The organism is Ilyomonas limi, assembly GCF_005233845.1.
GTDB classification, from domain to species: Bacteria; Bacteroidota; Bacteroidia; order Chitinophagales; family Chitinophagaceae; genus Ilyomonas; species Ilyomonas limi.
The window spans coordinates 88,392-114,079 of sequence record NZ_SZQL01000005.1 but is presented as its reverse complement, the minus strand read 5'-3'; the positions used below and the strand labels follow the sequence as shown (position 1 = coordinate 114,079).

Genomic DNA, 25,688 nt, shown 5'->3' with positions numbered 1-25,688 from the left:
TACACATGCCTCCAATGCTGTCCGGCACTTCGTTTAGATCATAATAGTTTTTAATGGCTCATCCTTAACAAACCCTTGTCAATCTTTCCTCCCAAAAAGTTTTCTTTCCTCTGTTCACCTTTTACATTTGCTCGCTTTATACAAAAAACAAATGAAAAAAATAGTTACCGCTTTGCTATTGCTTTCCTGCATGGCAGCACAGGCGCAGCATTTTGGCAATGGGCAGCAAGATAATTCATGGAAAAAAGAATACCGGGCCTCTGCCACAAAAATTAACGATGTTATCAATACCAGGCTGGATGTAAAATTCGACTTCGACAAAGCGTATCTGTATGGTAAGGCGTGGCTCACGCTGCATCCGCATTTTTATCCTACCGACTCACTTACGCTTGATGCAAAAGGCATGGATATTCATACGGTTGCGCTGGTAAAAGGGAGCAAAAATATACTCCTAAAATATACTTATGACAGTCTGAAGCTGAACATCCGTTTAGATAAAACCTATAAGGCTAATGAAAACTATGTTGTGTATATAGATTACACCTCTAAACCTAATGAACTAAAGACCGAAGGCAGCGCTGCCATTACCGATGCAAAAGGTTTATATTTTATCAATCCAAAAGGAACAGAGAAAAATAAGCCAACGGAAATATGGACGCAAGGTGAAACATCTGCCAACTCTGTTTGGTTTCCAACAATAGATGAAACCAACCAAAAAACAACCGAAGAAATCACGATGACGGTGCCGGCTAAATACGTTACACTGTCCAATGGTTTATTGGTTACTCAAAAAACAAACAGCGATGGCACACGCACCGACACGTGGAAGATGGATAAGCCACACAGCCCTTATCTGTTCTTTATGGGCGTGGGCGATTTTGCAATTGTTAAAGACAAATGGCGCAATAAAGAAGTAAACTATTATGTAGAAAAAGAATATGCGCCGGTAGCCCGCAAAATATTTGGCTTAACGCCGGAGATGATCCAGTTTTACTCCACACTGCTGCACTATGATTTTCCATGGCAAAAATATTCGCAGATGACCGGCCGCGATTATGTAAGTGGTGCTATGGAAAACACAACAGCCACTTTGCATACCGATGCAGTACAGCAAAATGCGCGGCAATTGGTAGATGGTAATAAGTATGAAGATTATGTATCGCACGAGTTGTTTCACCAATGGTTTGGTGATTTGGTAACAGCAGAAAGCTGGAGCAATTTGACGCTTAATGAAAGCTTTGCCAACTACAGCGAAGTGCTGTGGCGCGAGCACAAATATGGCAAAGAAGAAGGCGAACGAAAGAACTATGAAGACATGCAGCAATACTTAGGTTCGCCGCAGTCGGATACTAAAAATTTAGTACGTTTTTATTATCAAAACCAGGAAGATATGTTCGACCTCGTAAGCTATCAAAAAGGTGGTCGCATACTGAATATGTTGCGTCATTACCTGGGCGACAGTGCTTTTTTCAAAGGCTTGAATTTATACCTCCATACGTATGAATACGGCAATGCCGAAGCGCACCAGTTGCGCCAGGCACTGGAACAGGTAAGCGGCAAAGATTTAAACTGGTTTTTTAATCAATGGTACTTTGGTCACGGGCATCCTATGCTCAGCATCAGTTACGATTATGATGCAAACAATAAGACCGCCAAAGTATTTATGAAACAGGTGCAACAGCAGGATACGGTATTTCAACTACCTTTTGCAATAGACGTGTATAATGGCAGCAATAAAACCCGCTACAATGTGTGGATGAAAGATCGCGCAGATACGTTTTATTTTCCGGCAGGGAGCAAACCCGACTTGATAAACGTAGATGCCGATAAATATTTACTGGCAGAAAAACAAGACAATAAAACACTGGCAGAATATGTATTTCAGTACAACCATGCAGGTAATTATGTAGATAAAATAGAGGCGCTGCAATATGCCGCACAGCACAGCGATACTGCCGGTGCCATGAGCCTGCTGAATACGGCACTGAAAGATGCCTTTTACGACATTCGTACTACGGCTTTGCAGATTATAAAGGTGGTAAAGCCAACACCTGAAATGATACCTGCTATTGAAACAATTGCACATACAGATGCTTATCGTCCCAACCGTGCTGCAGCAATAGATGTATTGGGTACGCTGAAAAGAAAAAGTGATGAAGACTTTTTTATTCAAAACACTAAGGATTCTTCCTACAGCATAGCTGGTGCTGCTTTGGAAGCGCTTTTAGGGATTGATGAAGCAAAAGCTTTATCCTTGCTGCCTACACTTTCGCGGGATGCCAAAGGCAGGCTGGAGCAAGCAGTAGAATCGCTGTCTTATCTTACTAAAACCGATGCTGATTTTGATACAGTTTATAACAGTTTTGCCACTGCAGCACCAATGGATAAAATAGATATGTATAGTAACCTGGTGCTGTACCTGCGCAGGGTGCAGGATGTAGCGCACTTTAAGAAAGCAGTAGATGCAGCAGTGAATTTAAAAAACCGGGTTGGTATGTTTGTACCCAAACTCGCCGAAGACATGGAAGCGCAGTTGCAATCATTGCTGCAATATAAACAAGGGCTGAAAACGCCTGGCAATGCACCGGCAGGCATAGATGAAGAAATTAATTATTTACAAGGCAAACTGAAATAGAAAGCCTTTCGTTTTATACTATGCCAAAGCCACCGCATTATGCGGTGGCTTTGGTGTTTTTGGTAAAGAACTATTTTACTTCCATTGAATATTTGATATACTGTCATCGCTCATAATTGCGCTCTTAAACACCAGTATATGCACCGTCGTTGCGAGCGTGGCGAAGCAATCTGTAAATGAAAATACAATCAACAATACCTTTATAGATTCCTTATTGCTATAACCTTAAAGGTTAAAATAATCCATCAATGATTACTTAAGGTATAGCACAGATTGCTTCGCTGGCGCTCGCAATGACGAAAGTACCACCTCGTATCCTCTACCCTATCCATTGTAACTGATAGGCTGTAGTAAAACTGGCACTTTCGCCAGGTTTTAAAATAATAAGATTAATTGCATTATTAAAAGCATCCGGCGGGCTACTTAAATTTTCTACCGCTATACCGCGGCGGTTATCGGGCGTATATATTTGCAAATATGGGTAACTCGGTTCGGGTATAATGCTTAATTGTAAACCTGCTTTTTCATCGCGCAGAATACAGGCTGGCCGCGAAAAATCATTGCTTAACACAAAGCAGTTATCCAATTGTGTATCGCCCAGCAGTTGCGGGGTATTAAAGCGGGTGTAAGGCTCATAATTGCCGGTGGGTAACAAACGATCATCAAACACTACCTTGTATATACTACGAAATTGCAACTCCAGATCGTTGATGGTATTGCCTAAATGAAAGTATGGATGCCAGCCATCGCTAAGTGGTATATCGCGGCTTGTTTCGTTGGTAACTACTGTGGTTACACTTAGATGGTTGCTGCTTTGTAACCGGTACGTTACTTCGGTATTATAAACAAACGGATAGCCTTTGTCTTCCAGGCGATATTCATACGCAAGCGTTACAAAAGCATACGTTTCTGTGGCGCCTTTTTCCTTTATTTTGTAATGCTTATCGAAGATCAAACCATGGATGGCATCCTGTTTCAGGTAATATTTTTCAATATGATATTTCTCGTTTTCAAATGTGTATTTGCCATCGCGCATCCGGCATACAAAAGGGCTTAGCTTAGCCCCCTGAAACAACGGCGTGAGATTCTTCTTTGCGTCTTCTACACTTTTATAGGCATACATTACATTTATGGTTTTATCGCTGCGCTGCAAACAAAAAGAATTAAGCAAAGCGCCAAACGCATAAATTTCTGCCTGTGTGCCTGTAAAAGACTCTTTCAACACAATTTTTTCTTCCCCTCCGTTTCCGGCAACCGAAACTTCAAAAGACATAGGTTATTGGTTTTTATAAATGAAGTTAAATAATAGACAGTTAATCACTTGCAATAATCGTTCAAACTTAATCAACTAAAAAATATGGTTATTATTTTACACCATTCTCTTCTGCTATCGGGCGATGCAGGTAATCGCTGTAGTCGGGTACAAGGGCTTCATACTCACCGTGCATAAACGGCGATGTTAGTATAAAATCGGCGGTAGCCTGGCAGCAAGCCATAGGTATATTCCACACCACACCAAGACGCAGCAGCGCTTTCACATCGCTGTCGTGCGGCTGTGCTTCCATCGGGTCCCAAAAAAATATCATCATATCAATAGCGCCACTGGCAATCATGGATCCCATTTGCTGGTCGCCGCCCAGCGGACCACTCAGCATTTGCCGTACAGGCATGTCCATAGCATCCTCCAGCAGGCGGCCGGTAGTACCGGTAGCAATCAACTCGTGCCGGGCCAATATTGCTTTATTTTTTACCGCCCAGTTTATCAGTTCCTGTTTTTTATGATCGTGCGCTACCATTGCTATGCGCTTATGTGTACGTAAAATTTTTACAGCCATTGGTTATTTTTAGGGATTAAAATTAAACGACCTGCCTGTTAGTTGCGCAGGTATGTGATACTTTTTATAAATAATCCTTCCGCAATCCCGGTATTTCATTATTACGCTCCTGTTTATTGCTCATTTTGTATGCATTAATGCATTTTTTGTATTATTTGTGGTATAAGCATTACCATGATACCGCTATAATACTGTGTTTTTCTCATTGTTGCCGTAACATTCAAATGGTAGGTTTGGGCATTCTGTCAAGGTCACAAACCTGTTCTATCCACCCTTAAAAATGTATGCTATGCAACGGGCCATACTCATTCAGCTTTTGGGATTTTTTATAACCTTATCATTATTTTCCTGCACCAGAAACGGTACAGTAATGCTTCCTGCTACCAGGGTTGAAATCACTGTAAAAGATGGCAATAGCTGGGCTGCATTCAACACTGCAATAGATGTGGTAAGCGGCGCTATAGTAAAGCTTTATGATTCGGAAAGCGATATAATGAGTAATAAAGCTCCGGAATATACAGCCATAACAAATGGCGCCTTAACCGCGAGCATACTGGTAGAATATAAAAGCGAATATTTTTTTACTGTTGAAAAAGGCAATGCTGCAAACACCATTAATGGCTTGCTGAAAAAAGGCATATTTCAAACACAAGCCCAAATTGATGCAAGTCCGGTGCAAATACCGGCACCCATTATAGGATCGCCAAAGTTTTTGGATACCAACGGGGATGGTATTATTACCCCCCCCCTTTTGATGAGGTATTTGCTGATTACATTGAGGTAGCACAAAATCAAACTAATACAAAGACCTCTATATCTATCAATTAGCGGGTGTAGTAAAGATTCTTAAACATTCGCCCGATTAGTCTCAAAAACTTATGTAAGGGAATTCTTATGTATAAAGTTTTATACTTTTTCATAACTATCATTAATTTGATGGTTTTATTACCTGTCTTTTCGCCTCTGTTGGTGTTCTTCACCAGCAAACAATTATTTGCTTAAAAATATCCTTACATCGCTTACTGCTCATTCTTACAAATCCCATACATTTGAGCCTCACACTTCAACCATATCATAGTCATTATGCCAGGCGATTCTTCCCATATCAACATCAATGCAGGCGGCATTGACAAACATACTTTTGATGCTATTGTTATTGGCAGCGGCATAAGCGGTAGCTGGGCTGCCAAAGAATTGTGCGACCGTGGTTTGAAAACATTGATGCTCGAACGCGGAGAAAACGTAGTGCATATAAAAGGTTATCCCACTGCTACCAAAGCGCCCTGGGAGTTTCCGCATCACCTCCAAATTCCACTACAAATGGAGGAAGAAAACCCAATAGTAAAAAGATGTTATGCCTTTAACGAAGCCACGCAGCATTTCTTTGTAAAAGACAATGAACATCCCTACATACAGGAGAAGCCGTACGACTGGATTCGCGGCTATCAGGTAGGCGGCAAATCGCTGCTGTGGGCGCGCCAAACGCAACGCTGGAGCAAGTACGACTTTGAAGGTCCTGCCCGCGATGGCTTTGCAGTTGACTGGCCTATCCGCTACAAAGACCTCGCGCCCTGGTACTCGCATGTGGAAGCCTTTGCAGGCATCAGCGGTAATAAAGACGGCGTGGATACTTTGCCTGACGGCGAGTTTTTGCCTGCCTGGGAAATGAACAGTGTGGAGAAAACTATCAGTCAGAAAATAAATGCTGCTTATAACAACCGCTATGTAGTGCAGGGGCGTTGCGCACATCTTACACAACCCAAAGAAATACATATTCAGCAAGGTCGCAACCAGTGCCAGGCACGTAGCCTTTGCGAGCGGGGCTGCCCATATGGCGGTTACTTTAGTTCCAATGCTTCTACCATTCCGTGGGCGTTAAAAACCGGCAATTTAACTATACAACCCGGCAGTGTAGTGCATTCAATTATATATGATGATAAAAAGGAAAAAGCAACCGGCGTGCGCGTGATAGATGCACACACCAAAAAAGCAACGGAGTATTATGCAAAGGTGATCTTTGTAAATGCCGCCTGTCTCAACAGCAATTTAATTTTACTTAACTCTACTTCCAGCCGTTTTCCAAATGGTTTGGGCAACGACAATGGCTTGCTGGGCAAATATGTAGCTTTTCACAACTATCGTGGCACTGCCGGTGCTACTTATGATGGCCCGCCAGACAGTTACTATTATGGAAGAAGGCCTACACAACCAATGATGCCCAACTTCCGCAACGTGCATAAGCAGGAAACAGATTTCTTGCGCGGCTATATGGTGTTTTTTGGCGCTGGCAGAGGTCGTGCATATGCCGATGGTATTGGCGGGGCATATAAAGATGCAATAAGCGAACCCGGCAACTGGTATGTAAGCATTATGATGCAGGGCGAAACAATCCCAAAAGAAAGCAATCATGTGCGGTTGAGTAAAGATAAAGTGGATGCATGGGGCATTCCGCAACTCATTACCGCTGTTGATTATGATGATAATGATGTGAAAAGTATGAATGACTTTTTTATGGTTGCCCAGGAGATGTTTGATAAAGCAGGCTGCAAAAACATTCAGACCAACGACAGTCACCAGGCGCCCGGCCTGGATATACACGAAATGGGTGGCTGCCGCATGGGTAAAGACCAAAAAACATCATTGCTGAATGCGCATAATCAGTTTCACAATTGCAATAATGTGTTTGTAACAGATGGTGCCTGCATGACTTCTACCTCCACACAAAATCCATCACTTACATTTATGGCACTAGCTGCAAGAGCGGCAAACTATGCAGCAGATGAACTGAAGAAAGGAAACATCTGATGGAGGTTTGAGGTGATTATTGGGATATTGATGAGAGAAAATAAATGCAATGTTTCATCAATTATAAAATCAGTTATACATGCCTCGGAGTGTTAGCATAGCGTACTCTGAAAAACGGGAGCTGCCCATTAATTGCCTGTTGTAAGTCGTCCCAGTTGCTTTAATACTTGCTCCATTTCTTCCGGTCGCTGTGTTCCCAGCAAAAACTTCTTTTTATTGTTGTAAACAAGTTGAAGCCCTTTGTTGCCAGAGATAGTAAAGGCTTGTCCATTACCAAAAAGCCCGGTGCGTAATCCCCAACCGCCATATTCTGTTATTGGGTTATATTGTCGCAGATATGCTTTTGAAATGCTGTCCCACGTTATTTTTTTATACTTCCATTGAAGTGGGAAAAAGCGGTAGCAAATTCCGTCGTGTTGAATAACTGTATCAAGACGCAGCAATACAAACAAAAAGGTGAGCAGTAAAACTGCCGAAGCTACAACAATCAGTTGCCCATTACTTATTGGTTTGTCGCCAAAAGTCACTCCGAAGAAAACCTGCCTGATTATTCCATAAACAAAAAGTACGTTGACGCCAATTAGTAAAACCCACAACCACGTTTGTTTGAAATGCTGCCGCTCCGAAAAAAGCCTATTTATTGGCATAAATGCAAAATTTTATTGTCCAATTTATATACGGTCACTCCAACCTCCAACAGTTCCCTATACGACTGCTAACGTGCAAAAGCTTTATATAGCAGCACTATTCAATCTTCCGGGTTCTTATTATTAATTTCTGCTTCATCAAATGCCTTTTTAAAGTAAAAGTTGTTGCGGTATGTTGAGCCGGAACTTTCGTATGAGGTTGTATTTACCAACGACCAGCCTAATGCGCTCATATAATTTAAAGCATCAACCACGCTGGTGTATTTTGTCACCAACAATAATTTCTTCTTGATTGTCTTGTCTTTAAATGAGAATAAACTGCTGTCTTTACCGAAATCAATGGAGATGTTCACACCTCTGTTAAAAGACTTCCAGGTCGTTGAAATTTCGCAAAATTTCTCCACTTTTTGTGCAGAGCTGGCATAAGCTAATGAGGCAAAAAATAAAGTGATAACTATCCTTTTCATTCTTATACTACTATTTATCTTGACGCGCAACGTTTTTTGCAATAATTGTATTTTTCTTCATCTGTCCAAACTTGTACAAAAGCTGGTTAAAGATATAGCGTTCAGCATATTTACGAAAGCTGCTGTTACATAAAGCATTGGTCATACAAAGTGTTAATCTGGGTTTTGTATTATGAACCTTATAAATGCTGTTAAAAACAAAATATAAACAATTAAGCACAAAACGTTGTGGGTAATAATAAGCCGCCTGATGGAATTATTTTTTGAGCGGCGTACAATCAGGAAAGGAATTCTCGGCATGAACGAAAATGCAATTGAACCTAAGAAGGGCGTTTCGTTACCGAAGTGAAATTTTTTATTTTCCTTCTGTTCTAAACGTTTATATTTTCTGTAAAGAAAACTTATTACAAAGTTCAATAGAACTATACAAGTAATAAAAGTCAATTCAATTTGCAGGTCTGTCATTTTGTAGCAAGTAGGTATTTTGTGTAACGGCTCAGGCTTTAGGAGGTGGTCGCATTCTATGTTCCTATAGCTTCAATCTCGTTCTATTTTAAGTGAAGATTTACAGCTTAAAAATAGTACTCAGCCCGCATTATAACAATAAGCGTTAGCAGTGCAGTCAATTTGAGCAAGATCATAAAATAAAATGGTTAATCCTGCCAAAATTGCTGTAATCGCAAAGGTGATAATAATTGTTTCTAAGCCTTTCCATATTTTTATCATATTGTCGAAATACACTATAATTCAGCTTCTGTTCAGCGGTATAAAAAGGACGTGATTATAGAAAAGATCAATGGAATTAAAGGCCGATTGGCTTTGGTCAATCAGTTTTTCTCAACCTCTTCGTTAGCGGCTGGCCACCTGCTAACATTAGTTGTTTTCGCTTATTTTTTGGAGATCAATTCAACCCTGTTGAGTGTATAACTAAACTCCTCATTACCTACTCTGAAATCTTTGTTCTCGTTTAAGATAAACAGAACGTTATCGTCTCCTTTCAGCAAATAAAAATAAGCTCCCGGTTTGTCTAACTACAACTGGTAAACTTCCGCATTCGGATTGGAACTTATGCCTTTCACGATTGCCCACTTTCCCTCCAGAACTTTCTGACGGTACGAGCCTCCATCCTGTTTGATTACATCACCACCTCCAACAATAGACAGGGTATATGTTGCAGGTTGAAGCGTGACAGAATCCTGATAAAAGGTAAGATCACATTTTAACTTCGCACAGTCGGCATCCGTTACAATGCTCAGTTGTTCTGCTATTCCAGGACAAGGTGGCCTTCCTTCAAATACACCTACAACAGAAGCTCCTTTTGGTATGGGCCGTGAAGTAATGGTTTGTGAAAGCTTATTATCTACTGCTGCCGTTTGCGCAATTGAAAAATTCACAAACAGTGAATAAAATGACGTAACAAGCATAATTATGATATATTTCATACTATTTTGTTTTTGAAATTAGACTTCATTTTGCCTGGTTTATTTACTGCTTATCCTGTTCAGGGTATAGGTCCATGCGGCCGTTCCTATCATCAAGTGCTCATCGGTGTCCAGCAAATGAAGAAGATCGTCGCTGAGTTTTAAAAAAGCGATTGTTTGGTTTGTTTTATTGTTGGTTAAGCGGTATATAATTGCATCGGGTTTTGATAGTATTCCGTTCACCATTTTCCACACTCCTTGCTCTTCTACAGTTGTTCCTCCGCCGGTAAATCCGGGTGTGCCTTGCTGGGCTAATCCATACGTGTATCGAAGTTTGTAAGTGGTTGGTGTGAATGTTTTAGGGTTTTGGTAAAGTGTGAGATTCCACCGGATCAACTCGCAGTCTGCATGTACCGGAATTTCCGGCAAGGGTCTTGTGCCTTCACTACAAGGAGTACTGGCCACAAAAACACCAAGAACAGATGCCGTATCCGGTGTGGTTTTTTGTGAGCAAGAGTTGGTAACTGTAAAACATGCTGCCAATGAGGTAACTGCCAGGAGTACTTTTATCTGTCTCATGATAAAAACTTTTCCCAAACTTAAAAGGGAATGAAGCGCAGCGCTAAAAAATTACATTATGTGACATTATTTCTTGACGAAAGGAGTTTTTAGCGTAATGACATCTACTATTGATTTGTCGCTAATTGTTAAATATTAGCAGGTATCCAAATTCTGAAATCCTCCTTAGAATATATCACTCGTTATCAACCAACTGTTAGCTGGATTTGTTTTTTAAGTAGCTGAAATGCTCATTCGTTTCCTGTGTCAATTGCAGCTATTCACACAATTCAAACAGTTCCACCAATCGGTGTATCTCTTTCACGTACTGCAATAGCAAGTAATACAGTACTAATACACCTGAAGACACATCAATGCTGTAAATGATTTACTTATTAGTATTCACTGCCTGTTTTATTCTATTAAAATACCTTGCCTTATGCGCGTGCCCGATGCACTGGTAACGGTAATGTAGCAATTCCCTCTTACGTTGGCAGGCACTATTATTTGCCAGTTGTTTTTACCCGCTATACTCATCTTGTTTGCCGTAAATACCTGCACGCCTACTGCATTGTACAACACGATGGTGCAGGTTTCTGCCTTGGCAGTTGTATAGCTGGCGGTGCAGTAGCTCTTTGCCGGATTGGGATATACCTGCAGAGACACTGCACTTTGTGGTGCGGTTGTAACAGTTTGAGTTGCGGCTGCAATACGGTAAATACTGCCATTTGCCATGTTTACTATATACAATTCTTTGTTACGGTCTTCGCCAAACGAAACATACGCGTTAGCATCGCCCTTATACTCATCCTGTACCGATACTATACCATTGTGCAACGTAAGCGAGCGGATGATACCACTACAACAATCAGTAAAATAATATTTGCCATACATAGCAGCATAAGTACTTCGCGGTACACAAAACCACCGGTAACAGAGCAGTCACCTGTTACATCAGAATGTGTGTATTCGTACTTTGGAAAGGTATAGTTTGCGCGTGCTTTGCAACTATCGGTATTATACGTATGATCGCCCTCGTAGCAGCGCCATCCATAATTTTCACCCCCTTTGCTACCACTTGGCTGTAGGTTTACCTCTTCCCAAAGGTCTTGCCCCACATCGGCAATAATCAGTGCGCCAGACACATCATCAAAACTCCACCGCCAGGGATTGCGCAAGCCCAAGGCCCAGATTTCCGGTTGATAACCCGCTTTATTTACAAACGGATTTGTAGGGGGAATGGTATAAGCAGCACTGCCGCTGTTAACATCAATGCGCAGCATTTTACCCAGCAAACTCGATGGATTTTGTCCCCGGTTTTGCGGATCGCCAGCGTTGCCGCCATCGCCCATACCAATGTATAAATAACCATCCGGGCCAAAACGTGTACAACCACCATTATGATTGGTATAAGGCTGCACAATCTCCAGTATCTTTTTCTCGCTGGATGTGTTTGCTATGTTTTTATTACCCGCAGATACTTTAAAGCGCGAAATCTGCGTATTGCCATTTCGGTTGATATAATTGATATAAAAAAAGCCATTTTTCAAATAATTGGGATGAAAGGCTAAGCCCAGCAATCCCTGCTCATTCTGCCTGGTTTTTACGCGGTCGCTAATGTCTAAGAAAGGCGTTGTTAGTTTTTTGCCAGCAGCATCACATATCATAATTTGCCCTGTTTTTTGTACTACAAAAAGACGGCTGTCGCCACAATTCTCCAGCCCAAGCGGTAAGTTGTAACCGCTGGAGAATGGAATGAGCTGCACGCCATTTTGAGCATGCAAACAGCTCATACACACCAGTAACGTGCATACAGTGTAGAAATGCTTTTTCATAAAGAATAGGTATTTGAAATTGTAATGGCAATGTATAGTATAAGCAATCGCTTATTAGCTATTATAACAAAAATGCAGCCCGATTAATGTGTAAGCGTGTGCAGCGAAAAATTTTTTGTCGCAAGTAGTACAAGTGCCTTACACAAAAAACTGCAACCCTGTAATCAGTTTTATCTGAAAACAGGGTTGCAGTTTAATATGCTATTTTCCCTGTGTAATATGGCTAATCTTTACAGAAAGACATCCAGTCGTAAATATTACTGATTTGACCTTCGCCGTTGGTTAGTTTCAGTTCAACCGAAAGTATGGCCGTGTAGGCACAGTTGGGTAAAGTATTAATAGGCACCAAAGCCGGATTGTGCAATTCTGTTGCTGTTCCAAATGTTTCTGCCACATTGCTTACGGGTGTTGCATTTTCAAGGGTGTAAGGTCCGCCCGGCCCATTCAACACCAGACTTACACTACCCATATTAGGGTTAGCTGCGGTATAATTCACATGTATGGCATTAGTAATAGGTGTGCAGCCGGTTCCGCCGCCACCGCCAATCATTTCCTGTATATCTATGCAGGCAACACCCATTTCATTGGCTGTTTGCGGCATCCACGAGCCGTATTTAGGCACATTGTTATATGTGGTATTAAACATCGCTACCGGATTGGAAACACCAGCTACTACTTCTGTTGCCGGGTTGCCGGCTTCTCTTTTTATCATGCGTATTTTAAAGAACCGGTTTTGCTGCAACGGCGCTTTGGTAGTAGTAGATTGTCCTTGCACAAGCCCGGACATATTTACCGTATTGCCATTTAAGGTGGTAGTATTCAATCCTAAAATTTCACCATCAATATGCGGGGCAAAGTTGCCAGCCTGCGGCACGGCAATCCAGCCATTAGCATCCATACCACTAGCAGGCCCCACCACATAATCTTCTATAATCACTGGATTGGACGGGTCGCCGGTAAGCGTGAAAAAAGTACCAATTACTGCATTGCAAATTTGTGCTGCTTTTACTTTTGTCCAGGTGCCAATTTCACTGCCACCTGCGCCAGTGGTTTCTATTGTATCAAAGCTGTATTCCATTGCAACGCCGTTCAGCTTCTGGCTTAGGTTGCCTCTTAGTTTGATGCAGCTATAAAATGCCTGGCTGGCTGGCGTTTTACCCGTAGCGGCTGCAATTACATTCGGGTTGCCGCCGGCAACGGTTTCATTTATAAAATAATTACCCAGGTTACCAATCTTAGTAAAGGATGCCGGAATTTGCGGTTGTGTAACTACAATATCTTTAAGGCACAGCGTAACACACAGGCAGTAGCCCACATTATTCCGGCGGTTGGCAGGCGTTTCGCTTTGTATAGCTACGCCGTTGTATTCATATTTAAAATACACATCCGGTCCACTCACAAACGTAGGCGGCCAGCCGGGATTGGTTTCTATTTTTATCCAGGGCGATAAGAATGTTTGTTTGAAATCAATGGAGGAATAATCAATTCTAAAAAATCCTGATGCATCGGTTACAGCAGTACCTAAGTTATCATCGGTAATAAAGTCGGCATCCATGGCTGTTATCTTTACACCGGGAATAGGCGTTTTTGTACCGCATACATACATATATCCCATAATCACCCAGGCATCATAATAATACCCTCTTATGTAACACCACCATCTGGAGGCGATACAATAGTTCCACTGAAAATAATAACTATTTTCCTCCTGCCGGTTAGTACGCCACTGCGGATAAACAGTGGTAAGATGAAACTGTACCTCATTCTGACGCGGCTTGGGTGGTTGGTGTGGAACAGTGCCGCAAACAAAGTCAATATCAAAAGCTGTTTTTGAATATTGTTCGTCCACAACAATTTCAAAATTGCCTTGTGCATCGGCCTGCGCTTTGCCAATAAGCAATTGTTCTCTGTCTTTTCGCTCCTGTTCGCTCACCAGCCTGAAGGTGTCTTTGGTGCTGGCAACAGCGGTTTCTGTTACCCGTTCGGTTTGCCAGGGCAAATAAAGCAGTACGGTGACGCCTTCCAAGGGTTCTGAATAGTTTTCGCATAGATAACCACACAGGTTACCTCTGAATGTGTAAGCCATAATAAATTGATTTGTTTTTTTGTGCCTACTCTGGGTTAGGATTTTCGGCAAACTCCGCTTTGCATTCAATCAACCGTTGTATAGTTTAGGAATGATAGGTTTATAAACTTGTATTTTATGAATCGGAATTACAATAGACAGGGAAACAAAAATCTTTTAAAGAGTGGATTGAACCGGTAAAGGCGCGAAGAGAAGACGTTATATAAAAAGTAGGTTTTATTATATACCTTATAAAATTTATTGGTCTTCCTGATTGTATGGTTCAATCAACTTTTAAATAATCCCGGTACAAATGGTGTAAAAATTGTTTAAATGAAAGGCATCGCATATTCAATTATCGCTAACCTATTACACATACAATGAAACAAAAAAGACCTGCTACACAACAACAGGAGGCGTCCTTTTCATTTGCACAGTTGCAGCGGAGCGCTGGTATTTTATTACACATCACCTCACTCCCATCCGCTTTCGGCATTGGCGATTTAGGACCGGGAGCAATTGCTTTTGCCAATTTTCTGCACCGCAGTAAACAAACTTTCTGGCAACTATTGCCACTCAATCCTATCACTGCCGGGCAGGGTTTTTCGCCTTATAGTGCCAACTCAAGTATGGCAGGCAATCCCTTGCTCATTAGTCCCGAATTATTGGTAAAAGATGGATTGTTAAGTAAAAAGGACATAGCCAAATACAAGGTGGAAGAAAGTGATAAAGCAGATTACGAAAGGGCAGAAAAAACCAAACAGGCATTGTTGGACAAAGCCTATACAAACTATATTAATAATCCGTCAGCTTTAGAAAAAGAGTACAAAACTTTCATTAAAAAAGAAAGCTACTGGCTACATGATTTTGCATTATATACCGTTTTGAAAAAGGAGCACGAAGGTAGACAATGGAGCGATTGGGAAACACCTTATAAGCAGCACGATGCAAAGGCTTTAAAGCACTTTGAAGGAGCACATAAAGCAGCAATTGATAAAGTACAATGGCAGCAATTTATTTTCTTAAAGCAATGGCAACAACTTAAAACATATTGCAACAGTCTCAACATTCGCATGTTTGGCGACATGCCTATTTATGTGGCCTACGATTCGGCAGACGTATGGGCTAATCGCGACATTTTTAGTATAGATGAAGGAGGTAAGCAGGAATTCGTAGCCGGCACGCCGCCCGATAACTTTAATGAAAATGGGCAGCTTTGGGGCATGCCTATTTTTAAATGGGATGTTTTACAACAACAGAACTATGACTGGTGGCTCAAACGCCTCCGCAAAAACCTGCAATTATTTGATGTATTACGCCTTGATCATTTTCGCGCTTTTGCAGCTTATTGGCAAATAAAAGCAGGCGCTAAAACCGCCAGAGATGGTGAGTGGATAAACGCACCGGGACATGAGCTTTTTACCCTGGTAAAAAAAGAAATTGGCGAAATGCCTTTTATAGCAGAAGATCTGGGACACATAGATGAACCCGTGTACAAACTACGCGACAATTTTGAACTGCCCGGCATGGAAGTGTTGCAATTTGCCTTTGGGGAAGGTATGCCGCAGAGCGTGCACATACCGCACCACCACGTGCCTGTAAGCGTGGTGTATACCGGCACGCACGACACCAATACAACTGTTGGCTGGTACAAACAATTAGATAAACAAAGCAGGCAAAATCTTATGGATTACGCAGGTATAAAAATAACGCAGAAAAACGTATGTGATTTGCTCTGCCGCATGACGTATGCTTCCGTATCGAAGCTGGCTATATTGCCTATGCAGGATGTATTGTGTTTAGATGAAAAAGCACGTATTAATGTCCCATCTTCGGGTGAGAATAACTGGACCTGGCGCATTACGTCGGCTCAAATAAATGCAGAAATAGAAGCCAGATTACAGGAATGGTGCACGCTGTACGACCGCCTGCCAAATAATTATAGCCAAGCTATATATTTTTAAAGGCATGAGCTTTGTCAAGCTTTTTGTCCAACCGCACTTTTATACGACATTGGGCATTTAACAACAACTGTTTAATTATCAGTTTCTCGCAAATTGCATTGATTTATATAAATAAAACAAGGAATACTCCCTTATTATTGTTGCATTTCTATGTTACTTGTGAGCAAACAATAAGATACTTTAGCATATCGCCAATAACTTTTAAACATGGAACTCGAAAAACATTATATCAACAGAAGTGGCTGGCTAAGGGCTGCTGTATTGGGCGCTAACGATGGTATTCTTTCCACTACAAGTATAGCCATAGGCGTAGCTGCTGCAAATGCAGGCAGAGAGGCAATAGTGCTTTCTGCATTGGCAGGTTTGGTGGCAGGTGCGCTGTCTATGGCAGCAGGCGAATATGTTTCGGTTAGTTCACAATCAGATATTGAAACGGCTGACCTGGTAAGAGAACAACACGAACTGGAAACCATGCCCGAAGTGGAGTTAAAAGAACTTGCAAAAATTTACCACGGGAGAGGATTGGATGAACATTTAGCCACGCAGGTAGCTGTTCAGTTGACGAGGCACAACGCTTTGGAAGCACACGCCAAAGACGAATTGGGCATTCATGAATTTACCCAGGCAAAACCCTTGCAGGCAGCTTTGGCTTCTGCTGCTTCGTTTTTGGTGGGCGGCTTGCTGCCACTGCTGGTTTCTATTTTTGCGCCACTCAACTACATGGTAGGCAGCCAATATTGTTTCGCAATTATTTTCCTGGCACTCTCCGGCACTGTTGCTGCCAAAATCGGTGGTTCCAGTCCGCTCAAAAGTATTATACGTATTTGTTTTTGGGGAACTATTGCAATGCTTGTAACTGCTTTGGTTGGATTTCTCTTTGGTGTACATGCAGCTTAAAACAGTTTACTGTAAAACCGGAATATAACAAGTCCTTTTTCTCAATTAAGATTGTAGAAGAATATAATCTGGGCAACTTAAAGGAACCAAGTTACACGAAGTATTCTTATTATATTATTTGAGCCTTCGTGTTTTCGCGGTTAAAACAATTATTCTTAAACCAGTTTCTCCTGCTTTATTCAACAGTAAACCTGTAATTTAGCTTGCTTTCGTTGCCTTGTTATTATTCACTTTAAATACTACTAACAAAACGTATGAAACTCCAATTAACAATCACAAAAATCCTCGTTGTACTCTTTGTATTTTGCTGTTCCTTTCAAACGGTATATGCACAGGAAATAGGGCTTCAATTGTACAGCCTCCGCAACAAGTTTAAGACCGATGTACCGGGTGCACTCGCTGCTATAAAAAGCTGGGGCATTCATGAGATAGAGGGTGGCGGCACGTATGGCTTGCCGCTGGATGAATATAAAAAACTGCTGGCACAAAACGACCTGAAGATGGTAAGTGTAGGCGCCGATTTTAATACGCTGGCAAAGAATCCGCAGGCAGCCATTGACGAAGCAAAAGCATTTGGTGCCCGGTACATCATGTGCGCCTGGGTACCGCACAATGGCGATGAATTTACGATTGAAGATATCAAAAAAGCAGTGGACGTGTTTAATGCTGCCGGAAAGCAAATTCATGATGCCGGCTTAACTTTCTGCTATCATCCGCATGGCTATGAATTTCGTCCGTATGAAGGCGGAACCCTGTTTGATTATTTAGTAAAAAATACAAATCCTGAATATGTGAATTTTGAAATGGATGTATTTTGGGTAAAACATCCCGGACAAGACCCCGTGGCTTTGATGCAAAAATATCCAACCCGCTTTTTAATGCTGCACCTGAAAGACCGCAGGCCAGGCACTGAAGGCAACCAAAACGGGCGCGCTGCAGATGAAACCAATGTGGTATTGGGACAAGGTGATGTAAACATTGCAGCAGTGATGAAAGAAGCAAAAAAGATTGGCATTAAGCATTACTTTATTGAAGACGAATCTCCTATACCGGAGCAACAGATTCCGAAAAGTCTGGCGTATTTGCGTAGTTTGAAATAGGGTGTTGCAAGCGTTATTTACATTGATTTATTTGTGCTGGTGCGTAAAGGCACGCACCAGCCTTATATTAACTTTGTAAGACAATAAATTTGGCAAAGGCAGTAGTTCTTACAAAGCGTGTAACACACCTTGAGCGCTATAGCAACCTAATTCAACTCCCTTTTACCAACACACTTATACTTTATAAAGAATTATTGATTATTTTTCGCCTTTAATGTTATCTAACGATGAAGGCATTTGCTATAACTACACTGCTTACACTTATTACTACTTTCCTCTTTGCTCAGCAGCAAACTATATTACAACTGCATCCGCAAAATCCACATTATTTTTTATACCAAAACAAACCAACAGTAATCATCGGCTCCGGCGAGCATTATGGCTCGGTGATCAACCCCGATTTTGATTACACCAAATACCTGCAAACTTTGGCTAAGGACAGCCTCAACATTACACGGCTTTTTACTGGCGCTTACATAGAAAAACAGGGCGATTTTGGTATTGAAAAAAACACTTTGGCACCTGCAGCAGAACGATTGCTCCTGCCCTGGAAAAGAAGTACGGTTGCCGGATATGCATTAGGCGGCAATAAGTTTGATCTAAACCAATGGGATGAAAACTATTTTGCACGACTGAAAAATTTTATACAAACAGCAGCGAAAAATGGTGTAATTGTAGAAGTGAATCTGTTTTCATCGCATTACGGCGGCGGTTGGAACTACAGCGCTCTCAATCCCAAAAACAACATCAACCAAACCGATGTTATTGCGTCGAATATGGTCAATACCCTGGAGAACGGTAATATTTTGAAGTACCAGGAAGCATATGTAAAGAAGATAGTGCGTGAGTTGAACGGTTTTGACAATATGTATTTTGAAATACAAAACGAACCCTGGGCCGACCAGACCGATACCGTGCTGGTGCGCGATGAATACGGCGATAAGAGCGATTGGCGCTCTACTATTCAGGTAGTATCTAAGCGCTCCAACGACTGGCAACAAAAAGTAACCGACTGGATAAAAGAGGCAGAAAACAGCCTTCCTAAAAAACATCTCATTTCTCAAAATATCAGCAACTTTTATTATCCAATTGTTAACCCCGATCCTGACATTTCTATTTTCAATTTTCATTATGCAAAACCCGACGCCGTAAGATTAAACTATCATTTGAATAAAGTAATTGGTTTTAATGAAACCGGCTTTGCAGGCAAATCTTACTCTACTTATCGCCGGCAGGCATGGCGCTTTATGATGGCTGGCGGCGGGCTCTTCAATCATTTAGATTATTCTTTTTCAGTGAACAGCGAAACGGGTGAAGATACCTCCTTCAATGCGCCGGGCAGCGGTGGTAAAGATTTACGGATGCAATTGGGCATTCTAAAGCGTTTTTTTGAACATATCAACTTCCTTCAGCTAAAACCAGACTGTTCAGTTGTTACAAGTGCACCGGCAGCTTTTACAGAGGCATTGAGCAACGGGCACTCTCAATGGGTAATCTATTACGAACCAACTACCACCATCCCACAACCATTAACCCTGCAACTTCCAGCCGGCAGTTACGAGGCAGCATGGATGGATGTAGTTACAGGAAAATGGACAAGTAAAACAACAATAAAGAATGGGCTTGTGAATGCACCGGCAGGAACAAACGAAAAAGTGTTATTGGTAAATGTATTGGCAACTAACAAATAAGGCATCCCTTTATGCTATAAGAAAATACTGGCTATTTGCCGGTATTTTCTTGTTTTTGTCGTTTGTTGCCAAGGCACAACTGTGCAACAACAATCTGGGCGATCCTATTATAAATGTAACTTTTGGAACGGTACATGCACCGCTGCCACCCAATGCCACCACCTACGATTATGTGGGTGGCTGCCCATCGAAAGGACAATATACCATCAATGATTTCCTCTTTGGTTGCGGCGGCTATTGGGTGCAAATGACCGGCGACCATACATCGGGTGATTTGAACGGGAATTATATGATGGTGGATGCGGAAAGCACGCCAGGGCTGGTACACTTAGATACTGCGAGAGGTTTGTGCAGCGGCTTAAGTTATCAGTTTGCAGCCTATATTACCAATATAATGACGGATGGGCATACCTGCGATGGTCATGCTTTATTGCCCAACCTGACCTTTAGTGTGGAAGACTTTGCGGGTAACATATTGGCAACTTATAACACCGGTGATATACCTATTACCAACGAGAAGAAATGGGTGCAATATGGCTTTGTTTTTCAAACACCTGCAAGCGTAAGCGATGTGATATTGAAGATTACTGCCAATGCCCAATATGGCTGCGGTAATGCATTTGCCATAGATGACATTACATTAGCCTTATGCGGGCCTGCTGTGGATGTAACCATTGACGGCACCAAAGACGATCAGAATGTGTGTGCCAATTATACCAATCCCTTTGTAATGAAAGGCACTTACTCGGCCGGTTTTACCGACCCGGCGACGCAATGGCAAAACAGTGTGGATACCGGCAAAACCTGGCAGGATATACCCGGTGCCATTACAGCTACATACACGGTTCCACACAGAATGTCGGGTATTATTTTATACCGGATGGTAGTTGCCGAGCGCGCCAATATCAACTCGGTAAATTGCAGGATACGGTCCAATGCTATTTATACCGAAATCCACCCGGTGCCACTGCATAATCCGCCACAGATGATAAAGGGCTGTACCGGTAAAGATTATTCATTACCTGCCAGCGATCCGCGTGCGCTGAACATTGAATGGAATGGTCCCAACGGGTATCATAAAACCGCAATTGGCTCCACTACGGTGATCGCGATTGTTCCTGATTTGCAGTATGCCGATACCGGTTTGTACACGCTGAAGCAGTATTACGATTATGGCTGTGTTTCGTTCGATTCTTTTTATTTACAAATCTTTCCCGGCACAGCTTTATCTATTCAGCCTTCCCATCCTATTTGCGAAGGGGTGAGTGAAGTGTTGCTGGCTAGTGCCCCCGGCAATGTGCGTTTTAAATGGACACCTTCTACTGGTTTATCCAGCGATACGATTCCCAATCCTGTTGCACAGCCCAACGATTCTACCGTTTACAAAGTAGTTATTACCAATGAATTTGGTTGCCAGGATTCAGCCTTATTTCCTGTTGAGGTGTATAGAAAGCCGGTAGCAATGGCTGGTGCCGATAAGGCAATTATCAGTGGCGATACTGCTGTACTGGATGCTGTTGTAAAAGGCACTGCTATTAATTATTATTGGTTGCCGTCCGATGCTATGGATGACAGCCATGCCATACAACCTAAAGTATATCCTTCGCAAAATAAGGTGTACAGTTTACAGGTTACATCTACCGTTGGTTGCGGCAACGCGGTGGATGAAGTAATGGTAAAAGTGTATGCCGATCTGTTTATTCCTACTGCTTTTACCCCAAATGGCGATGGAACAAACGACCGGTTTCGGATATTACCTTTAGATAATTATAACATCGTACGGTTTTTAGTGTATAACCGTTGGGGCAGTATAGTGTATAAAGCTACTGATTTTGATAAGGGCTGGGATGGCAATTACAATGGATTGCCGCAACAAGCCGGTGCTTATATTTATCATTTGGAATTGCAAAACAATGCCGGTAGGAAAGTAGTAAAAGAAGGAACTGTTTTTTTACTGCGGTAAAAGTTATATCTACTGTATGTATTCTTTGCAATTACTGTAGCCTGTTACGGGGCATCGTTTTTGTTTTTTTAGCTTATTCTCTTGTTTTATAAAGCAAAAAAAAATGAAAATAGTTACCTCCAATACATTTAGGTCAATTATCATTTTTGTAGCAGGCGCTATAGCCGCTACCCTTTTAATTGCTCACTTTTCCTTCAGAGAAGGCCGGCCAAAAAAGGATGGAAGTAAAGAGGGCAGCACTTACGCCAACCAACAGTTTTACTTACCGGAAGTACCTGATGAAATGACTTTTGCCGGAGAAAAAGTGCCCTTGGAACGTTGGGAAATAAAAGAAGCTTTTGACGGGGAACTGATCTATAACTACTATACGCCAGGGCATATCAGCTATATTTTAAAGCTTTCCAAAAGATATTTTCCGCTTATTGAGGAGCGGCTGAAAGCCAATGGTGTTCCGGATGATTTTAAGTACTTATGTGTGGCAGAAAGTAATTTGCAAAATATTATTTCGCGTGTAGGCGCAACGGGCTTTTGGCAGTTTATGAAAGGAACAGCACCTGCTTACAACCTGACCGTAAATGAGCAGGTAGATGACCGGTACGATGTATTGAAATCAACAGATGCGGCTTGTACCTATCTAAAAACGGCTTACAAAAAGTTTGGCAACTGGACTGCTGCGGCTGCCAGTATAATTGCGGCATGGGCGGCTATAACAGCCAGGCCGTTTTTCAAAAAACATATAATTATTACGATCTTAATTTACCCGACGAAACCAACAAATATATCTTCCGCATTCTTGCTTTTAAACAATTAATGAGCAATGCCACAATGATGGGTTATACAGTAAATGACACCAATGGTTACCAGCGCTTCCACACAAGAGATATTATCGTTACTTCTTCTATTCCAAATCTTGCAGATTGGGCAATTAGCAATGGTACCACTTATAAGATGTTGAAGATATTAAATCCCTGGCTCCGCTCCAGATCATTAACAGTGAGGGGAGGTAAAAATTATATTATTAAACTACCAAAATAGTAGTTGATAATACGGCAGTGTTTTTAATTGTATGATGGCAGTTCTCACCACATAGACATAATAGAAACATAGGATTTCACATAGCATTTCTATTTGTTTCTTTCTACGTTCCTGTTGTATGTATGTGGTGAATCACACCGTTGAAAATGCAATCACTTTTTTGCATGCCAACACTTTACTGCTATCAGCTACTTACTTTGAAAACTGATTGTTTTATAAATAATATCTCCACGCCTTGTAATACCGGTAACCGTAGCGATGTACGTTGCAGGAACATCGCTGGTATAAAACGTAAAAGCTGCATCGCCGGATTCGCTGGTAACAAAATGACCATTCCAGAATAAAGTAGAACGGGTGTCCTGCTGAACTGCCGCTTTCTTATTTTTCTCATTATATATACTTACAGGAAACAGCATAGGCCTGGCTATGCCTTTAGCATAAAATACCCTCATGTTATTGCCGGGACGAAAATCGCGCGATTTAGCGCTTGTATTCACTAAAATAACACCGTTGGCACCGCGCACACCATAATTGGCTGCAGTGCCGTCGCTCAATACTTCTATAAAATCAATATCTTTTGGATTGAGTGTACTTAAATAACTAAGCACCGGACTTGTATTGCCTATTGATGTAGTTGCAGCTACATACACCGGCACACCATCTACCAGCAACAAGGGTTCAAAACTGGCACCGGAACCTCTCATTGAAAAAAGTCCCCGCATTACGAGGTATCCGTTTACCAATTGCAGCCCTCTTACTTTCAGTACCAAATTATCAACGCTGGTTCTGCCATCAAAATCGCTTCCCGAAAGAATAGTAGAAAAAGGACTTACTCTTTTGGATACATCATAATCCGCCTTTTCATCTTTTACGGTAACCAGTGGTAAGTGATGATCATCTTCCTCCCACTGCAGATAGTATCGTCTGGCAAGCTTATCTATTGTGGGTTTAGGCATTGCTAACGGCTGCTTTAGCCAAGTGGGTGTTTTTAATTGCGGTAAAGCAATTGCTTCCGGTATTATATCTGCGTTAAGCACACGGTTGTCGAGGTCTTTTACTTCCAGAGCATATTGCATGCTATCCGGGTAGCTTTCTAATGCAAAACGAAACCGGCCTGTATCATCGGTAGTATCGGTATAGAAAAGCCCATTGCTGCCGGCATTGGAGATGAACGTTACTATTGTATTAGCCACTTCATTTTTTCCGTTTTGCACTTTTCCGCTTATGTAAAAAAGACTGTCATTTGCCAGTATTACAGTGGAGTGCACAGGCGTGGTAAGTTTAGTGTATGTATTATTCCGGGCAAGCATCAGCAAATCTTTTTCCTCATCGCTAAAGCAGTTATGGGTAGCAAAAAACAGGTCATCCATGTATCGGATAGCAGCCGTTTGGGGCAAAGTACAAGGCTGTGTATAAGCAAACAGGGAATCACGCACCGATATGCTGATGAGTGCGGGAACAGGATGTTGTGTACCATCCGCTATCTCTACCTGGAGGCTAACTTTATCGCGTTTGGTATAATTACTTTTATCGGTAATAATAGTTGTCTGCACATTATTGTTGTTTGCATACACTGCTCTTTCACTAAGCATGTTAAAATCTTTATCAAAGAGATAAAAAGTAACAATACCAGGTGGCAATTTATTTTCGTCCACGTTTACCTGATATTGTCCTTTGCCGACAGCCGCAAACACCAAACTATCTTTTGAAATACCCACTACATAACTGGGTACATTTTTGTTGTAAATAGAATCGCCCAATAATATTCTTAACTGGTAAACGCCCGGCCGCCTGGTAACAGCCAATTGTCCTTTATAAAAATCAAACGGCGGAAGCGGATAGTTCCACTCTTTGCCATTATCATTTAGTACTGCCTTGTATTGCCGGAAACCACTGGGTTCAAATTTAAACTTGCCTAACCCATTTGCGTTGGTAGTAAAATTGGTTATTACCGCGTCCTTATTGTCTTTTATTACGCCTGTTATGCTCAGAGGCGTACCTTCTTTGTCACTTACCATTACTGCAACAGTAGCATCTATGCCGGTGATGATATTGCCACCTTCCGGATAAAAAGTAAGGATAGGCATCTCCTGTTTGTTGCCACTGTTCATCACAGGTTTGTTTATAACAGGAGCACCGGCTTTATCTAAAACATACAACGGCTTCACTGCTATATTGTTTGAATCATATGCAGCCATTTGTCTGGTGTAGGCACGCAACCAATAATAACCACCCGCTAACGTATCGGGCAGGTGTATGCGCGAATGGAGTTGTTGATTGGCCGCATCCAATACTATGCGGTTTATAATATTATCGTTTTCATCGACTACATCCACAAAAAGAAATGAACTTTTACTGCTTAGTTTTTGGGAAGCGGTATTTAAAAGAAAGGCATTGAACCATATAAAATCACCCACTTTATAAACAGATTTATCCGCAACCAGATAGGCACGCTCTTTTGCATTGGCTCTGATGGCGGTAATAAACTTCGCCGAAAAGCTGTCTAATTGTGTTGTACTGGCATCTTGTGCCGATGCAGAAATGGTAAACACCAGGAGCATCAACAGGTAAAAGATATTACGGATACACATGGCTGCAATTAGTTTTACCGAAGATAAACTTATTTTTAAACATTAGTTGCGGTGTAAAAAGTGGCAGCGGTTACAACAAAGCTCAATGTAAAACAGCTATTACTTATTCTGAGCTGACTTAATCTTTCAAACTTTTATACCTATAATTATTTATCGCTATAAATTCAACTGATGTATCT

The 25,688-nt window shown here is 41.6% G+C and carries 20 protein-coding genes; 10 read left to right on the top strand and 10 right to left on the bottom strand.

The genetic code is table 11. The features are described 5' to 3' along the window. The first annotated feature begins 151 nt into the window (after positions 1–151). Entirely contained in the window at positions 152–2,635 is a 2,484-nt protein-coding gene (locus tag FC093_RS08140) for a M1 family metallopeptidase (RefSeq protein ID WP_137261273.1), read from the top strand. Between the two features lie 319 nt (positions 2,636–2,954). Here FC093_RS08140 and FC093_RS08135 read toward each other — a convergent pair whose 3' ends face one another. After that, the gene (locus FC093_RS08135; RefSeq protein WP_137261272.1) at positions 2,955–3,908 is read right to left on the bottom strand and encodes an aldose 1-epimerase; all 954 of its coding nucleotides are present in this window, start codon (positions 3,906–3,908) and stop codon (positions 2,955–2,957) included. 91 nt (positions 3,909–3,999) lie between these two features. Further along, positions 4,000–4,470 carry a methylglyoxal synthase gene (locus FC093_RS08130; RefSeq protein WP_137261271.1) on the bottom strand — a complete coding sequence of 157 codons (471 nt, stop codon included), beginning with the start codon at positions 4,468–4,470 and terminating at the stop codon, positions 4,000–4,002. A 289-nt stretch (positions 4,471–4,759) separates the two neighbouring features. Between FC093_RS08130 and FC093_RS08125 the strand changes: the two genes are divergently transcribed. Further along, positions 4,760–5,254, top strand: a complete 495-nt coding sequence (locus tag FC093_RS08125; RefSeq protein ID WP_137261270.1) for a hypothetical protein — start codon at positions 4,760–4,762, stop codon at positions 5,252–5,254. A 299-nt stretch (positions 5,255–5,553) separates the two neighbouring features. Further along, positions 5,554–7,275 carry a GMC oxidoreductase gene (locus FC093_RS08120; protein WP_137261269.1) on the top strand — a complete coding sequence of 574 codons (1,722 nt, stop codon included), beginning with the start codon at positions 5,554–5,556 and terminating at the stop codon, positions 7,273–7,275. Positions 7,276–7,403: 128 nt separating this feature from the next. Here the strand turns inward: FC093_RS08120 and FC093_RS08115 are convergent, their stop codons facing one another. From FC093_RS08115 to FC093_RS08085, 7 genes are all read right to left on the bottom strand, one after another. Further along, on the bottom strand, positions 7,404–7,922 hold the full coding sequence (locus tag FC093_RS08115) for a hypothetical protein (protein WP_137261268.1): 519 nt from the start codon (positions 7,920–7,922) through the stop codon (positions 7,404–7,406). 101 nt (positions 7,923–8,023) lie between these two features. Further along, a complete protein-coding gene (locus FC093_RS08110; RefSeq protein ID WP_137261267.1) occupies positions 8,024–8,389 on the bottom strand; it encodes a hypothetical protein in 366 nt (121 codons plus the stop codon). Between the two features lie 1,031 nt (positions 8,390–9,420). Beyond that, complete coding sequence (locus FC093_RS08105) at positions 9,421–9,831, bottom strand: hypothetical protein (RefSeq protein WP_137261266.1); 411 nt, start codon at positions 9,829–9,831, stop codon at positions 9,421–9,423. 39 nt (positions 9,832–9,870) lie between these two features. Further along, positions 9,871–10,389 carry a copper resistance protein NlpE N-terminal domain-containing protein gene (locus FC093_RS08100; protein WP_137261265.1) on the bottom strand — a complete coding sequence of 173 codons (519 nt, stop codon included), beginning with the start codon at positions 10,387–10,389 and terminating at the stop codon, positions 9,871–9,873. A 393-nt stretch (positions 10,390–10,782) separates the two neighbouring features. Continuing rightward, positions 10,783–11,205, bottom strand: coding sequence for a hypothetical protein (locus FC093_RS08095; RefSeq protein WP_137261264.1), 423 nt, complete (start codon positions 11,203–11,205; stop codon positions 10,783–10,785). Further along, a complete protein-coding gene (locus tag FC093_RS08090; RefSeq protein WP_137261263.1) occupies positions 11,190–12,203 on the bottom strand; it encodes a PQQ-dependent sugar dehydrogenase in 1,014 nt (337 codons plus the stop codon). The genes FC093_RS08095 and FC093_RS08090 overlap by 16 nt, the downstream gene beginning before the upstream one ends. 223 nt (positions 12,204–12,426) lie before the next feature. Beyond that, positions 12,427–14,289, bottom strand: coding sequence for a transthyretin-like family protein (locus FC093_RS08085; RefSeq protein ID WP_137261262.1), 1,863 nt, complete (start codon positions 14,287–14,289; stop codon positions 12,427–12,429). A 359-nt stretch (positions 14,290–14,648) separates the two neighbouring features. Between FC093_RS08085 and malQ the strand changes: the two genes are divergently transcribed. From malQ to FC093_RS08050, 7 genes are all read left to right on the top strand, one after another. After that, entirely contained in the window at positions 14,649–16,232 is a 1,584-nt protein-coding gene (gene malQ, locus FC093_RS08080) for a 4-alpha-glucanotransferase (RefSeq protein ID WP_137261261.1), read from the top strand. A gap of 207 nt (positions 16,233–16,439) precedes the next feature. After that, positions 16,440–17,129, top strand: a complete 690-nt coding sequence (locus FC093_RS08075; RefSeq protein ID WP_137261260.1) for a VIT1/CCC1 transporter family protein — start codon at positions 16,440–16,442, stop codon at positions 17,127–17,129. A 254-nt stretch (positions 17,130–17,383) separates the two neighbouring features. Beyond that, positions 17,384–18,229, top strand: coding sequence for a sugar phosphate isomerase/epimerase family protein (locus FC093_RS08070; protein ID WP_137261259.1), 846 nt, complete (start codon positions 17,384–17,386; stop codon positions 18,227–18,229). Positions 18,230–18,456: 227 nt separating this feature from the next. After that, positions 18,457–19,920: a cellulase family glycosylhydrolase gene (locus FC093_RS08065; protein ID WP_137261258.1), complete on the top strand. Its 1,464-nt coding sequence runs from the start codon at positions 18,457–18,459 to the stop codon at positions 19,918–19,920. Next, the gene (locus tag FC093_RS08060) at positions 19,898–21,883 is read left to right on the top strand and encodes a gliding motility-associated C-terminal domain-containing protein (RefSeq protein WP_137261257.1); all 1,986 of its coding nucleotides are present in this window, start codon (positions 19,898–19,900) and stop codon (positions 21,881–21,883) included. The genes FC093_RS08065 and FC093_RS08060 overlap by 23 nt, the downstream gene beginning before the upstream one ends. A 103-nt stretch (positions 21,884–21,986) precedes the next feature. Then, positions 21,987–22,694 carry a lytic transglycosylase domain-containing protein gene (locus tag FC093_RS08055; RefSeq protein ID WP_137261256.1) on the top strand — a complete coding sequence of 236 codons (708 nt, stop codon included), beginning with the start codon at positions 21,987–21,989 and terminating at the stop codon, positions 22,692–22,694. Beyond that, on the top strand, positions 22,694–22,918 hold the full coding sequence (locus FC093_RS08050; protein WP_137261255.1) for a hypothetical protein: 225 nt from the start codon (positions 22,694–22,696) through the stop codon (positions 22,916–22,918). The genes FC093_RS08055 and FC093_RS08050 overlap by 1 nt, the downstream gene beginning before the upstream one ends. A gap of 188 nt (positions 22,919–23,106) precedes the next feature. Here the strand turns inward: FC093_RS08050 and FC093_RS08045 are convergent, their stop codons facing one another. Next, positions 23,107–25,509 (bottom strand): TonB-dependent receptor plug domain-containing protein, encoded by a 2,403-nt coding sequence (locus tag FC093_RS08045; RefSeq protein WP_137261254.1) that lies wholly within the window; start codon positions 25,507–25,509, stop codon positions 23,107–23,109. Positions 25,510–25,688: the final 179 nt, after the last annotated feature.

What these genes read in the sequence shown, in the direction of transcription:
- FC093_RS08140 (WP_137261273.1), top strand. Translation starts at nt 152, where the DNA reads ATGAAAAAAATAGTTACCGCTTTGCTATTGCTTTCCTGCATGGCAGCA.
- FC093_RS08135 (WP_137261272.1), bottom strand. Translation starts at nt 3,908, where the DNA reads ATGTCTTTTGAAGTTTCGGTTGCCGGAAACGGAGGGGAAGAAAAAATT.
- FC093_RS08130 (WP_137261271.1), bottom strand. Translation starts at nt 4,470, where the DNA reads ATGGCTGTAAAAATTTTACGTACACATAAGCGCATAGCAATGGTAGCG.
- FC093_RS08125 (WP_137261270.1), top strand. Translation starts at nt 4,760, where the DNA reads ATGCAACGGGCCATACTCATTCAGCTTTTGGGATTTTTTATAACCTTA.
- FC093_RS08120 (WP_137261269.1), top strand. Translation starts at nt 5,554, where the DNA reads ATGCCAGGCGATTCTTCCCATATCAACATCAATGCAGGCGGCATTGAC.
- FC093_RS08115 (WP_137261268.1), bottom strand. Translation starts at nt 7,922, where the DNA reads ATGCCAATAAATAGGCTTTTTTCGGAGCGGCAGCATTTCAAACAAACG.
- FC093_RS08110 (WP_137261267.1), bottom strand. Translation starts at nt 8,389, where the DNA reads ATGAAAAGGATAGTTATCACTTTATTTTTTGCCTCATTAGCTTATGCC.
- FC093_RS08105 (WP_137261266.1), bottom strand. Translation starts at nt 9,831, where the DNA reads ATGAAATATATCATAATTATGCTTGTTACGTCATTTTATTCACTGTTT.
- FC093_RS08100 (WP_137261265.1), bottom strand. Translation starts at nt 10,389, where the DNA reads ATGAGACAGATAAAAGTACTCCTGGCAGTTACCTCATTGGCAGCATGT.
- FC093_RS08090 (WP_137261263.1), bottom strand. Translation starts at nt 12,203, where the DNA reads ATGAAAAAGCATTTCTACACTGTATGCACGTTACTGGTGTGTATGAGC.
- FC093_RS08085 (WP_137261262.1), bottom strand. Translation starts at nt 14,289, where the DNA reads ATGGCTTACACATTCAGAGGTAACCTGTGTGGTTATCTATGCGAAAAC.
- malQ (WP_137261261.1), top strand. Translation starts at nt 14,649, where the DNA reads ATGAAACAAAAAAGACCTGCTACACAACAACAGGAGGCGTCCTTTTCA.
- FC093_RS08075 (WP_137261260.1), top strand. Translation starts at nt 16,440, where the DNA reads ATGGAACTCGAAAAACATTATATCAACAGAAGTGGCTGGCTAAGGGCT.
- FC093_RS08070 (WP_137261259.1), top strand. Translation starts at nt 17,384, where the DNA reads ATGAAACTCCAATTAACAATCACAAAAATCCTCGTTGTACTCTTTGTA.
- FC093_RS08065 (WP_137261258.1), top strand. Translation starts at nt 18,457, where the DNA reads ATGAAGGCATTTGCTATAACTACACTGCTTACACTTATTACTACTTTC.
- FC093_RS08060 (WP_137261257.1), top strand. Translation starts at nt 19,898, where the DNA reads ATGTATTGGCAACTAACAAATAAGGCATCCCTTTATGCTATAAGAAAA.
- FC093_RS08055 (WP_137261256.1), top strand. Translation starts at nt 21,987, where the DNA reads ATGAAAATAGTTACCTCCAATACATTTAGGTCAATTATCATTTTTGTA.
- FC093_RS08050 (WP_137261255.1), top strand. Translation starts at nt 22,694, where the DNA reads ATGAGCAATGCCACAATGATGGGTTATACAGTAAATGACACCAATGGT.
- FC093_RS08045 (WP_137261254.1), bottom strand. Translation starts at nt 25,509, where the DNA reads ATGTGTATCCGTAATATCTTTTACCTGTTGATGCTCCTGGTGTTTACC.